This window comes from Bradyrhizobium sp. SZCCHNRI1009 (assembly GCF_032487575.1).
GTDB lineage: Bacteria > Pseudomonadota > Alphaproteobacteria > Rhizobiales > Xanthobacteraceae > Bradyrhizobium.
Genome location: NZ_JAUEUL010000019.1, coordinates 79,388 through 93,033, shown reverse-complemented (window position 1 = coordinate 93,033; position 13,646 = coordinate 79,388). Strand labels below are relative to the sequence as shown.

General features: G+C 68.6%; 9 protein-coding genes. 3 read left to right on the top strand and 6 right to left on the bottom strand.

Annotated features, from left to right (window positions below; genetic code table 11):
- Positions 1-12: 12 nt before the first annotated feature.
- Positions 13-5,577 carry a type I polyketide synthase gene (locus QX010_RS25845; protein WP_316182727.1) on the top strand — a complete coding sequence of 1,855 codons (5,565 nt, stop codon included), beginning with the start codon at positions 13-15 and terminating at the stop codon, positions 5,575-5,577.
- Positions 5,570-6,793, top strand: coding sequence for a trans-sulfuration enzyme family protein (locus QX010_RS25840; RefSeq protein WP_315804974.1), 1,224 nt, complete (start codon positions 5,570-5,572; stop codon positions 6,791-6,793). The genes QX010_RS25845 and QX010_RS25840 overlap by 8 nt, the downstream gene beginning before the upstream one ends.
- A 3-nt stretch (positions 6,794-6,796) precedes the next feature.
- On the opposite strand, the gene QX010_RS25835 is transcribed toward QX010_RS25840, so the two are convergent.
- Together QX010_RS25835 and QX010_RS25830 are read right to left on the bottom strand one after the other, a co-directional pair.
- Positions 6,797-7,378, bottom strand: coding sequence for a hypothetical protein (locus tag QX010_RS25835; RefSeq protein ID WP_315804975.1), 582 nt, complete (start codon positions 7,376-7,378; stop codon positions 6,797-6,799).
- Positions 7,375-8,022, bottom strand: a complete 648-nt coding sequence (locus tag QX010_RS25830; protein ID WP_316182726.1) for a ParA family protein — start codon at positions 8,020-8,022, stop codon at positions 7,375-7,377. Before QX010_RS25830 ends, QX010_RS25835 begins: the two co-directional genes overlap by 4 nt.
- 225 nt (positions 8,023-8,247) lie before the next feature.
- On the opposite strand from QX010_RS25830, the gene recQ reads away from it, so the two are divergent.
- Positions 8,248-10,053 (top strand): DNA helicase RecQ, encoded by a 1,806-nt coding sequence (gene recQ / locus QX010_RS25825; protein WP_316182725.1) that lies wholly within the window; start codon positions 8,248-8,250, stop codon positions 10,051-10,053.
- A gap of 87 nt (positions 10,054-10,140) precedes the next feature.
- On the opposite strand, the gene QX010_RS25820 is transcribed toward recQ, so the two are convergent.
- From QX010_RS25820 to QX010_RS25805, 4 genes are all read right to left on the bottom strand, one after another.
- Positions 10,141-11,043, bottom strand: a complete 903-nt coding sequence (locus tag QX010_RS25820) for a biotin/lipoyl-binding protein (RefSeq protein WP_316182724.1) — start codon at positions 11,041-11,043, stop codon at positions 10,141-10,143.
- Between the two features lie 202 nt (positions 11,044-11,245).
- Positions 11,246-11,812, bottom strand: coding sequence for a cytochrome b (locus QX010_RS25815; RefSeq protein WP_315804979.1), 567 nt, complete (start codon positions 11,810-11,812; stop codon positions 11,246-11,248).
- 81 nt (positions 11,813-11,893) lie between these two features.
- Positions 11,894-12,802, bottom strand: coding sequence for a sigma-70 family RNA polymerase sigma factor (locus tag QX010_RS25810; RefSeq protein ID WP_316182723.1), 909 nt, complete (start codon positions 12,800-12,802; stop codon positions 11,894-11,896).
- Complete coding sequence (locus tag QX010_RS25805) at positions 12,799-13,557, bottom strand: SDR family oxidoreductase (protein WP_316182722.1); 759 nt, start codon at positions 13,555-13,557, stop codon at positions 12,799-12,801. Before QX010_RS25805 ends, QX010_RS25810 begins: the two co-directional genes overlap by 4 nt.
- Between the last annotated feature and the right edge of the window lie 89 nt (positions 13,558-13,646).

The window sequence follows — 13,646 nt, the reverse complement described above, 5'->3', positions numbered from 1 at the left end:
GTAGCGATGGTCATGAGCAGTCCAGAGCCCAAGGACCCGTCCCTCATCAAGCAGGCGCTGCTGACGATCCGCCGCCTCGAGGCGGAGATCGCGCGCCTCAAGACGCCGGCGCCGATCGCGATTGTCGGCATGGCCTGCCGCCTGCCCGGCGCCGGTACGCCCGCGGAGCTGTGGGACAGTCTCGCCAATGGACGTGACGCAGTGACCGAGACGCCACGGGATCGCTGGGACAACGCCCGCCTCGTCGATCCGGATCCCGCCACGCCGGGGCACATGACCGCGCGCCACGGCGCGTTCTGCGCAGGCGTCGATCGCTTCGATGCCGACTTCTTCAACATCGCGCCGCGCGAAGCCCACGCCATGGATCCGCAGCAGCGTGTCCTGCTCGAAGTGAGCTGGGAGGCGCTGGAGCGCGCCAACCAGGATCCGACCGCGCTCTACGGCAGCGCCGCCGGCGTGTTCGTGGGTCTCGGCACTTTCGACTACGCAACGCTGCAGGCGGCGCCCGAGGATCGCGACCGCGTCGGGCCCTATCATGTCAGCGGCACGGTGCTCAGCGTGGCCGCCGGCCGCCTGTCCTATGCCCTCGGCCTCACCGGTCCGAGCATGACCATCGACACCGCCTGCTCGTCGTCGCTGGTCGCGATCCACCAGGCCTGCCGCAGCCTGCAGCAGAACGAATGCAGCCTCGCGCTCGCCGGCGGCGTCGGACTGATCCTCAGCCCAATCCCGAGCATCGCCTTCTCCAAGGCGCACATGCTGTCGCCGCGCGGGCGCTGCCGCACCTTCGACGCCGGCGCCGACGGCTATGTCCGTGGCGAGGGCTGCGGCGTCGTGGTGCTGAAGCGTCTCGCCGATGCCGAGGCCGACGGCGACACCATCCTCGGCATCATCAGAGGCAGCGCCGTCAACCAGGACGGCGCCAGCGGCGGCCTGACCGTGCCGAGCGGAGCGGCGCAGGAAGCCGTCATGCGCGAAGCGCTCAGCCGCGCCGGCCTCGCTGCGTCGGACGTCGCCTATGTCGAGGCTCATGGCACCGGCACCCCGCTCGGTGATCCCATCGAGCTGCGGGCGATCGGCCGTGTCTATGCCACCGAGCGCAACGAGCCGCTGCTTGTTGGATCGCTGAAGACCAATTTCGGGCATCTGGAAGCCGCGGCCGGCGTTGCCGGGCTGATGAAGACCCTTCTCAGTCTGCGGAACGGCATCGTGCCGCCGCATCTGCACTTCGAGACACCCAATCCGAACATCGACTGGGATCACTACCGGCTTGCAGTGCCGCGCAAGCCGACGCCCTTGCCGCCGGGCCGACGCGTCGCCGCCGTCAGCGCCTTCGGCTTCTCCGGCACCAACGCCCATCTCGTCATCGAGGTGCCCGTGCCCGCGGATGTGCCGGCCATTCCGGCGCCTTGCGGCGACGAGCTGCTGGTGATCTCGGCAAAGTCCGCCGCGGCGCTGCGCGAGCAGGCCGAGCAGCACGCGGGTCTGCTGGACGCATTGCCGGCGGCCGAGCTCCGCGATTATTGTGCGACCGCCGCGACCTGCCGCGGCGCGTTCGGGCATCGCCTCACGGCTATCGCATCCGAGCCCAGCGAGTTCGCGCGGCAGCTACGCGCCTTTGCACGCGGTGACGCCACCTCGCAGGCCGCTTCCGCGGTCGCTCGCAGCGTGAGTGGCGACGGCGAACGAACAACCGACCGCCACGCCGCCGCTGCGGCGTTTCTCGCTGGCCGCAGCGTCGACTGGTCGATGCTCTGGCCACGGCAGAGCTGGCGCAAGCGCGATGTCGCCACCACGGCGTTCCAGCGGCAGCGTTATTGGTTCGACCTCGCAAGCGGCACGCCCCGCTCTCCGATCGGCGCTCTCGTCCGCTCGGCCGCGCTCGACGCGACCTTGTTTCATTTCCGGCTTGGCCCTTCGCTGCAGCCGCTGCTTGACGATCACGAGGTGCAGGGCGCGATCGTTGTCGCCGGCGCCGTATGGATTGCGGCCGCCCGCGAGGCGGCCATGCGCCTCGGCGTCAGCGACCTCAGCGACATCAGGCTGCCACAGCCCCTCACGCTGCCGCGTGGCGCTGACGTGGAGGTGGAAATCGCCGTCACTGATGGCGATGCCGATGGCGGCCAGCTCAAACTGATGGGCCGTGCCGCTAATGAGTCGGCATGGCGGCGGTGCCTGACAGCGCGCTTGCAGGACGTCAGCGGGGCTGCACCCGCGAGCGATCTCGCTGCGCTCCGCGGCGCTTGCCCCGACGCGCTCGATGTCGTCGCGCTCTATGCGCGCGCCCGCCGGTTCGGGATCGCGCTCGGCCCGCGCTTTCGCCATCTGCAGCAGGTCTGGCGCGGCCGAGACCAGGCCCTGGCGCGCTGCGCGCCACTCGATCATCTCACCGCGGATGAAGCAGGTCCGCTGCATCCTGGCTTGATCGATGCGGGCTTTCAATTGCTGCTCGCGGCGCTCGGCGACGACTACAATGCGCCGATCGTCCCGGTGCGTTGCGCCGGCCTGCGATGGACGGGTGGTCCGGACCAGGCGACCGGCTGGTGGCACATGCGCCTGACGCGCCGCGATGCCGACAGCGTCACCGCCGACCTGCGCCTGCTCTCGGACACGGGCGATACGCGGCTCGTGATCGAAGGCTTCGAAGCGCGCGCCATGCCGGCCGACTGGCTGGCCCACGCGGATGCCGCGCCCGACGCCTGGTTCATCGCCGAGCATTGGCGCGCGCAGCGGCTGCACCGGCCCGCCGTCCGCAAGATCGCGGCATCGGTTGCCGCGACAGGCGAACGTCTCGCGGCAACGCCGGCCTACGTCGCCTATCGCGACGGCCAACGGCTGCTCGATGAGGTCAGCCTTTGCTATGCCGCCGGCGCGCTCCATGCGCTCGGCTGGCGCCGTCACCTCGCGCTCGACGGCTCGGTGGAGACGATCGCGGCGCGCTTCGGCATTGCTTCGAACCAGCGCGCCCTGCTCGCGCGCATGCTGTCGATGTTGGCGGAGGCCGGCCTCATCGCCACGACATCCACCGGCTTTGTCGATCGGCCCGACCGGCCGCTGCCGCCGCGCGCGCCCGCCAATTTGCCCGACATCTCGATCGCCGCCGAGTGGCGGCTGCTGTCGCGTTGCGGACCCCGGCTGCACGAGGTGCTCACCGGCAAGCTCGATCCGCTCGAATTGCTGTCGCCCGCCGGCGATCCGCGCCAGCTCGCTGAGCTCTATTCTGAGCCGTTGCCGACGCGCTGTATGAACACGCTGCTGAAGCAGGCGCTGGCGTCCTGGGCCGAACAGGCAGCCCCCGGTCAGATCCAGGTCCTGGAGATCGGTGCCGGGACCGGAGCGACCACGGCCGCTGTGCTCGATGCGCTGCCCAGAGATGCCACACGCTACGTGTTCACCGACATCGGCACCGTGTTCCTGACCGATGCACGCGACCGCTTCGGCGAGCAGATCGAGACGAAGCGTCTCGATATCGAAGCGGAGCCAGCGAGCCAGGGTCTCACGCTGCGAAGCTTCGACATCGTGGTCGCCGCCAACGTGCTGCATGCGACGCGAGACCTTGCCGTCACGCTCGCCCACGCGCGCCAGTTGCTGGCGCCTGGCGGTCTGCTGGTGCTCGTCGAAGCGGTGACGCCGCAGCGCTGGCTCGATCTGACCTTCGGCATGACCGACGGCTGGTGGCGCTTCGATGACGACCGGCGCAAGACCGGCCATGCTTTGCTCGACATCGCCGGCTGGGGCCGGATGCTCACACGACACGGCTTCGACGAGATCTCACCGCTGCTTGGCGCAGAGCCGTTCGGTCAGACCGTCATCCTCGCGCGCGCCGGCCATGTCGTTGCCGAAAGCGAATGGCTTCTCGTGGCCGACGAGGGAGGTGAGGCGGCACGGCTGGCGCAGGTGCTGGCCGAAGCCGGCGCGCAATGCAGCCTGCTGCAACCACCCGAGCTGCATCGCCGTGCGGCCGAAGCGACGGGCCGCGTTCACGTTGTCGACTGCACGGCGCTGGATGCGGCCGGCGCTCCCGACGTCGCAGTCGAAACCATGCGCGCGGCGATCCTCGACACGACGGCGCGCAGTCTCGCCACCTTGCAGCTTGCTGCAAGCCTGTCCTCGCCCGCGCGCGTCAGCATCCTGACCCGCGGTGCGATCGCTGCATCACCGGGCGACCAGGTCGATGGTCTGGTCGCAGCCTCGCTGCCGGGGCTGATGAAAGTGGCAGCGCTCGAGCTGCCGAATCTGGCCGCACGACTGATCGATATCGACGCCAGCACGACCAGCGCCGATCTGCTGGCCGCGCTCGATTGCGACGAGGGCGAAACGCTTAAGGCGGTCCGCAACGGGCGCCGTTTCGTGCCGCGGATTGCGCCAGCCCCGCCGAAGCGGACCGAGGGTTCGCCCGCCACACTTTCGTTCGACGGCATCCAACTGATCACCGGCGGCTATGGCGGTCTTGGCCTGGCGCTCGCGGAAGCGCTGATCGCGAAGGGCGCGCGCAACATCGCGCTGCTTGGTCGCCGCCCGCCCGATGAGACCATTGCGCGGCGTCTCGCAGGCTGGAGCGCCGCGGGAATCCAGATCCATGCGCTGGTGGCCGACGTCGCGAGCGAGCATGCAATGCAGTCGGTGCTCTCTTCATTGCCCGCCGACGTCCCCATCCGCGGCGTGTTTCACGCGGCCGGCGTGCTCGACGATGCGCTGTTGACTGAACAGTCGCCGGGGCGGCTGGCCCTGGCGTTCGATCCCAAAGTGGCCGGCGCGTTGGTGCTGCATCGGCTGTTTGCGCAGCATGACCTCGGCTGCTTCGTACTGTTCTCCTCCGCCGCATCGCTGCTCGGCTCGGCCGGACAGGCCAGCCATGCTGCCGCCAATGCCTGGCTCGATGCGCTGGCCGCCCATCGGCGTGCGCGTGGGCTTGCCGCAATCAGCATCAACTGGGGCGCCTGGTCGGAGACCGGCGTCGTGGCCGGACACGACCATCAAGGCAATCTGCAGCGCCTCGGCATCGGCGGGATCCGCACCGCGCAAGGTCTCGACGCGCTCTGGCGCATCCTGAAAGCCAATCCGGCGCAGATCGGCGTGGTGCCGCTCGACGTCGATCGCTTCCTGGAGCGCCGCCCGGCGGCGCCTCAACTCGCGGAGCTGCGCGCCGGCCGCGAGCGGCACGTTCCAGCAAAGGCTCGGACGGAGATCGCGGAGCCACGTCCTTCGGATGAGACGCTGCTTGCCAGGGTCCTGGCCGATCTCGCCCGGTCGCTCGGGCGTGATGCAGGCGATGGCATCGATCCCGACCGGCGCTTCGCGGAGCTTGGCCTGGACTCCCTGAGCGGCCTCGACCTGCGCAACCGCCTGCAGGGCCGCACCGGCATCCGCCTGCCGGCCACCGTGATCTTCGACCATCCGACACCGCGGCTGCTCGCATCGCATCTCGAAACGATGCGGGCGGATGCGCCTTCCGCCGAGCCCGTTCCGGCAGGCGACACGCCAATCCTGTCCGACGGCGAGCTCGATGCCCTGTCGGAGGACGAACTCGATGCGCTGATCGACATGCTCGCTGCGGAGGGCACCGGCCGTGACTGACAACAATGCCATCAGACTGAGCCCGTCGCGGACCGGGACCGGGATGCCGGATCAGCCTTGCGGACCACAGCTCCATCTGTCCACCCGTGCCGTTCAAGCAACCGCAGAGCGGCAGACTCCGCAGCCCGCGATCCAGCCAGCCTCGACGGTGTTCTTCGACACTGTCGAGACCCTGCACGAAGCCGAGGCCAATCCGTTCGACGTGTTCTTCTATGGCGGCATGGGCACGCCCGCCGTCAGCAGGATCGAGACGGCGGTCGCCCAGCTCGAGCTCGGCGAACGCGCCATCCTGGTGTCGAGCGGCAGCGCCGCGGTGACCGCGGCCCTGATCGCCTTCGCCCGCGCCGGCCAGCATCTCCTCGTCGCCGACACCGTCGCGTCGAGCACCCGCCGGTTCTGCGAGACCGTGCTGCGCGGCCTTGGCGTCGAGATCGAGTTCTACGATCCGGCCGCCGGCGCCGACATCGCCCGGCTGCTGCGGCCGGGGACCTGCGCGGTCTATATGGAATCGCCGGGCTCGCTGTCGCTGGAGATGCAGGACGTACCCGCCATCGCGGCTGCGGCGCGATCGCACGGCGTCATCACCATTCTCGACAACAGCTGGGGCGCGTTCGGCGCGTTCCGGCCGTTCGAGCACGGTGTCGACGTGGTCGTGGTGTCGCTCGGCAAGCAGGCGGCGGGCCATGCCGACCTGATGCTCGGCGCCCTCGTCACCTCGCACCGCCATGCCGCGCGGCTGAAGGACATCGCCGTGCAGCTCGGGCACGTACCCGGCGCGCTGGAGTCGTATCTGGCGCTGCGCGGCCTGCGCAGCCTGCCATTGCGCGGCGAGCGCCAGCTACGCACCACGATCGAGCTCGGCCGCTGGTTCGCCGCACGCGCGGACGTGCGCCGCGTGCTGTGCCCGGCACTGCCTGGCGCGCCGGGGCACGAGCTGTGGCGGCGCGACTGCAGGAGCGCAGCCGGACTGCTGACGATCGCCTTCGCCGCCGAGGCCCGCGACGACGTCATCGCCGCCATCAACCGCCTCGCTCTGAGCCGGCTCGGCTTCGGATGGGGCGGCGCCGAGAGCCTCGTGCTGCCGATCCTGGAGCCGCCGCCGCGGCAGTTCGCCAAACAGCCGGCGGATGAATTCTGGGTGCGGCTCTCGACCGGCCTCGAGGAGGCTGCCGATCTGATCGCCGACTGGTCGCGCGCACTCGATGGAGACGCGTAGCGGTCACGCGCCGAGGTCGGCAAGGCTGCCGCCCTGCTCGAAATGATCGAGGAAGATGCCGCCGAGCACGCGCGTGGTGGTCATCGCCGTCAGCGAGAACACCGCGATCCCGTACAGGTTGGCGCCGGGCACCACACGACTCAGCGCCGCCGTGGTCAGGCCGCCCGCCACCACAGGCGCCGCAGCCGCCATCAGGCTGGCAACGATCGGGCGCGCCTGATCGTATTGGAACGGCACGCTGTACTCCTCGGCGAGCTTCTTCAGCATATGCAGCACGATCAGCCCGACCCCGACGGGGCCGGCGAAGGGAATCGGGATCAGCCCACCCGCGGCGGCATAGGCGGCATAGCGCTCGACGATCAGCTGGCCGCGCTGCCGGTGCGACGGCACGACCGCCGACGACACGCCGGGCACCAGCGCCGGCGCGATCACCTCGTCGACCGGGTCCGAACCGGCATCCGCAGGCGCCGCCTTGGCCTTCACGCTCTTGCCCTCGGCGACCTGCGCGTCGTCGCCATCAGCAGCGCCGGTGCCGCGCATCTCCCCCATGGTCCGGCCGACCGCCTTCGGCAGCTTGCGGCTCATGCCGCGGCCTCGTGGAGGAACAGACGATCAATCTCGTCGGCGATCGCCGCGATGTCCTGCGCCGCGCGCCCCCCCTCGTCGATCAGATCCGGCGTGGCGCCATACAGCGCCGCCTCGGGATAGGCGACGCGGTTCTGCATCTCGCTGTCGAGCAGCGGAAAACCGGCCTTCATGATCTCCACGCGAATGTGCTTGGCGATCACCGACTCCCGCGTCGTCTGCGTCAGCAGGCAACGGAACAGCGGCCGCCAGCCCTTGATGCCGTTGACCAGGATCGCAAGCGTGTCGAGCATGGCATCGACATCCAGCGGCGACGGCTTCACCGGAACGATCACGAGATCGGCAGCGGCCAAGGCGCCGAGCGTCGAGGGCGTGCGGAACCCCGGCGTGTCGATGATCACCAGCGCCGATTTTGCGAGCTCCTTGGCGGTGCGCCAAACGCCTTCGGTGGCATCCTCGACGACGCGCAGGCCGGCGAGCGCACGCTCCCGCTCGGCGAGCCGCACCACCGATCGCTGCGGATCGGCATCGACCAGCACCACCCTGCGCCCGGCGAGGTGCCAATGCACCGCTAGGCAGGTCGCAACCGTACTCTTGCCGCTCCCACCCTTCAGCGTGGCCAGCGTGATGATCCGATTGGTCATGTCAGCTCACCCCGGGAGCCCATGCGCGTATCAGGATAGGAGCATAATGCGATGCAAGTCGATTCTGCCATAACTCCTCGGCTTGTCCAACGCGCCCCCTGCCGCTGTCCCCCGCCCCATGCATCGCCTGGCCGAAATGCGCGCCAACGGGCAGCTTTCGCTTGACGGCGGCGGGCTGCGACGGGACTTATCCAGTCCCTCCGTCCGTCGAAGAAGTGCGTTGCCATGGCCGCCGATCCGCTCTCGATCCTCAAGACCGTGTTCGGCTATGACAGTTTTCGCGGACGGCAGCGCGACATCGTCGAGCACGTGATCGCCGGCCATAACGCCTTCGTGCTGATGCCAACCGGCGGCGGCAAGTCGTTGTGCTACCAGATTCCGGCGCTGGCGCGTCCCGGCCTCGGGCTGATCATCTCGCCGCTGATCGCGCTGATGGAGGACCAGGTCGCGGCGCTCCGGCAGGCCGGCGTGAAGGCCGCGGCGCTCAACTCGCGGCTCTGGGGCGCGGAGAAGGATCTGCTGTGGCAGGACATCGAGCGCGGCGAGCTCGACCTGCTCTACATGGCGCCGGAGACGCTGCTCAAGCCCGAGAACCTCGAGCGCCTCAAAACCGCGCAATTGTCGCTGATCGCGATCGACGAGGCGCATTGCGTTTCGCAATGGGGCCATGACTTCCGGCCCGAATACCGCGCCCTCGACTGCCTCGCCGGGCTGTTCCCCACCATACCGCGCATCGCGCTCACCGCCACGGCCGATGCGCCGACCCGCGCCGAGATCGTCGAGCATCTCGCCATCGGCGACGGCAACAGCTTCATCGCCGGCTTCGACCGGCCGAACATCCGCTATGGCGCGGCCGAGAAGGTCAACAGCATGCAGCAGATGCTGGCCTTCCTCAAATCGCGCGAGGGCGAGAGCGGTATCGTCTATTGTCTGTCGAAGCGCAAGACCGAGGAGGTCGCGGCCTCGCTCAGCGATCACGGCTTCCCGGCGCTGCCCTATCATGCCGGCATGGAGATGAAGGCGCGGGAGAAGAATCAGCGCCGCTTCCAGCTCGAGCAGGGCCTGATCATGGTTGCCACCATCGCCTTCGGCATGGGCATCGACAAGCCCGACGTGCGCTTCGTTGTTCATGCCGACCTGCCCTCCAGCATCGAGGCCTACTATCAGGAGACCGGCCGCGCCGGGCGCGACGGCCTGCCCTCCGAGACTCTGATGCTGTACGGGGCGGAGGACATCGCGCTGCGCCGCCGCTTCATCGACGAGTCCGACGCGCCCGATGCGCGCAAGCGCACCGAGCGCCGCAAGCTCGATGCGCTGCTCGGCTTCGCCGAGACCTGCCAGTGCCGCCGCCAGGTGCTGCTGCGCTATTTCGGCGACGATTGCGCGCCGTGCGGCAATTGCGATATCTGCCTCGATCCGCCGGAGACCTTCGACGGCACCATCGCCGCGCAGAAGCTCCTGTCCTGCATCCACCGCACCGGAGAGCGCTTCGGCCAGGCGCATGTCGTCGCGGTGCTGCTCGGCGAGAGCGACGAGCGCATCGAGCGGCTCGGCCATGACAAGCTCTCGACCTTCGGCATCGGCAAGGAGCACGACCGCAACGCCTGGCGCTCGATCGTGCGCCAGCTCGTCGCCCACGGCCTGATCAGCGTCGACGTCGCCGGCCATGGCGGCCTGTCGATCTCGCCCGAAGGCCGCCAGTTCCTGCGCGACAGGCCGCAGCTCAGCCTGCGCGTGCTGAAGAAGGCCCGGCGCGACCGCAAGGCCCGGGAGCGGCAGACCACGACGGAATTTCCCGACCTCGACCGCGACTTGTTCGAAAAGCTGCGCATCCGCCGGATGGAGCTCGCCAAGGCGCAGAACGTCCCGCCCTACGTCATCTTCCACGACAAGACGCTGGCCGAGATGGCGGCCCGCCATCCACGCTCCGTCGCGGAGCTCGCCAGCATCCCCGGCGCCGGCACGGTCAAGCTCGCGCGCTACGGCGAGGCCTTCGTGGCGGTCATCAACGCGCATGATGCGGGCGATTGAGACCGGCGGCACGTTCGCTGGGCGCGCGCAAGGTTCCTCTTTACCAAGTTCACGGCGGCATTCGAGGTTGCGCAGGGATGGTCATGGTCAGATGCGCCGCTGCATCGACGCGGGTTGGAGATCCTGCTCGCAGCGACAGCTCTTCTGCGCCCTCTCCCGCAGGATCTGCGAAACCATCCGCTCCGTCCCGGTCAGGCCAGTCAGGATCGTCGCACCGACCGCCATGCCCGATCTCAATCCGGCGGGCATCGCCGCCCTCGGCAGGCGGATCTTCAGCGCGATCCGGTCCTCGTCGTCCGAGCCGGACGACGCGCCGATCAGCTCGGCGTCCGCAACATGTCCATACAGTCGGATGGAAGGCAGGCCCGGCACGTCGATCGTGACCGCCTGTCCGATCGCGACATAGGTGATCTCGGAGACCGCGAGGGCAGCGATGATGTCGGGCTCGCCCGGCGTGACCACGGCCATCAACGACCGATCTGCCGTCACGACGTCCCCGACATGGAGACCGCCTGCGGCCACGACGCCGGCGACGGGAGCGATGACGTCGTTCAGCGCGACCGTCGCGGCGCGCTCGTCCCGGTGCTCGATCCGTGCCAGAACCTGTCCCGCAACGATCTCCTGATTGTCGGTCACGAGCAGGTCCCTGACCCGGCCGGACACCGCCGACCTGACCGGGACTTCGTTCATCCTGACATAGGCGTCATCGGTGTGGACGAGATACTGGCCGACGGTCACATATTCGACCATCCATGGCAGCGCGACGAGCATTCCGATCATCAGGCCGAGCCCGGCGAGCGGCCACAGCGCACGTCCAGCGGCCCCCCTGGGTGTGGCGCGCGGGTCCGCCGGCGAACGCTCCTTATGCACAATGCCCGGCCGGGATCCGCCCGGCGCTTGCTGTCCGTCCACCGTTCGCTCCTCACGACCACGGCATCGGGCGCGTTTGCTGCCTCGGCGCCGTCCTCGTGACGTGAGGGTCGCGCCCACCGGATGCTCGTGACGCCGATGTGGCGGCTCGCAGGCCGGTTGATAATGGCGCCTGGACCGAATTGGGTCTTCAATTTCTCGAAACAATGCCCGCATCGACGGCACCGCGACGCCACCTCACAGCTCGACACGAGACGGCTCTGACGGCCGCGGCGGAAGCGACCGGCGCAATCCACGATTTCCGACAGGCGTGTCGCCTTCCCTAATCGTCCGAGTGAGGCAGCATGCGAAGCAGCGTCCGGTCCCGGAAGATCCAGTGATGGATCAGCGCAGCGGCTGCATGCATTGCGGCCACGATGACAAGGGTGTGGGCGAGAATTTCATGCACTTCCTTGACGTTGTGAGCAAACGCGCGATCCTTGGGCCAGGGCGACGCGATCTCGGCGATGCCAAACAGCGGCAAGGACTCACCGCGCGCAAACTGCAACACGATGCCAATGACGGGCACGGCAAAGAGCAGCGCATAGAGAACGTAGTGCGCGAAACGCGCGGCCGGATCCTGCCACTTTCCCATCCATGTGGCGAATTCGGTCGCTTCCGGCGGCGGAGATGGGTCGGCCAGCCGCCAAGCCAGGCGCACCACCAGAAGCATGAGGATCGCGATCCCGGCCGTCACATGGACGAGCAGGCCGGACTCGCGCGGCGCGCCCTTGGGCAGCACGTCACCGAACACCCCAAGCGCCCAGGCGACGGCCACGAGAACGACCGTCAGCCAATGCAGCGTCTGCGGAATCGCGCCGTAGTCCCTCGTCGAGTTGAAGAGCTGCATCTCAGACCTCTGTTAGCAAAAGATGCTCCTGGCGCGACCGTCCCTCGTTGATGTGGATCAAGCCCTTGCAGGTCTGGGTGCTCAGACCGGCGGGACGAGTGCCAGCTCTGCATCGGCCATGACATAGCGGACGTAGCGGTAGTCGCGGATGAAGCTGATCTTGCCGTCGCGCCAGCTCAGCCACATGAAGTAGCTGGGCTGCGGATCGCCCGGGCGTTCGAACACGGCGATCACTTCCCGGCCCTCCAGCCGGGCCGGCGCCAGCCAGACGCCGTCCATCCCGGCATAGATGCTGAAGAACATCCCGACATCGGCCGAGCCGACACGGACGGGATGAGTGGACTGGTGCAGTTTGACGTCGTGCGCCAGCAGCGCACGCAGGCCGTCCCAATCACGCCGGTTGAACAGGCTGACATAGCGTGTCACCGCATCGGAGGCGGGTCTCGCCGCCGGCCGTGCCTCGGCCAGAGCGTTGATCTCGGAGAGCCGCGCCCGGGCGCGGGCGAGATGCGCCTTCACCGAGTCCACCGTCAGGCCGAGCAGCGCCGCGATGTCGGCGAGCGGCTCGTCGAGCACATCCTTCAGAACGAGGACGCTGCGCTGAGTGATCGGAAGCTCCGCGAAGCGCGACACCGCGGTCCGCACCGCCTCCTCGCGCATCATCATCTCCATGGCATCGGGCACGGTGTCGTCGGCGACGCCGTCGGCCGCCTCCATCGGTTCGGCAGCCCGGATCACACGGCTGCGCAGCAAGTCGAGCGCCCGGTTGTGCGCGACCCGGAACAGCCAGGCGCGCAGCATCGCGACGTCGCGCATCTCGTTCACCGCGACGAGCGCTTTTGTCAGTGTGTCCTGCACGACGTCCTCGCCGTCGATCACAGAGCCCATCAGGCGCGCGCAATAGCGATGCAGCTCCGGCCGCAGCTGCTCTGCCAGGGCCACGAGCTCGGCGCTGCGCACGCCGGGCGAAGCATGTCCGCCGTCACTCAAGCTGCCGCTCCTTCCATCACCGTCACGCCGTCGTCGCCATTCAGACCGAACACGACACCATCGGCGAAGCGCTGGTCCTCCAGCACGGAGACGACGCGGTCGCCGAACGCGCGCGGCGGCATCGGCGCGCCGAAACGGGCAACGAACGCTTCCGGCGTGATGCCCATCGCGCCCGCATAGGCGCCCGCGGCCGTATCCCCCACTCCCGTGCCGAGGATCATCATGCGCGGCACGATCGCCTGGAAGCGGATGCCGAGCCTGTCGTCCTGCGACACGCCGTTGGCGTATTTCGCCATGAACCAGAGCATGCGCTTGGCGCCGCCATAGCCGCCTGACATCTGTGAACCGCCCACCGCCGCGCCGCTCGATCCGACCAGGACGCGGCTTCCTGGTTTCAGGGGGAGCTTGAGCGCCGCCTGGATCCAGTACAAGCCCGCCTTGACGTCCGTGTCCCAGGCAACCGAGAAATCCCTCCAGGTCAGCCGATCCAGCCGGTCCATGTGCGGCGTCGTTCCGGCGTTCAAGATCAGGATGTCGGGGCGGATATCGCCGACGATGCGATGCGCGGCGGCCTCGTCGGTGACGTCGGCCGCGATCGTGGCCACGCCGAGGCGGGCGGCGACGGCATTCAACGCGCCGGTTCCACGTGCGACGACGGTCACCTTGGCACCGCGATCGACGAGGGCCTCCACGACTCCCAGGCCGAGGCCGCGGCTTCCGCCGGTGACGACGATCGTCTTGTCTTTCAGGCTCATGATGATGCTCCAATGTCGAGATGACATGAAGACGATCGAGGCATCGGAAAAGAGTCAGGCGGCGAAACCAATGCGAGCCCTCTTGCGCA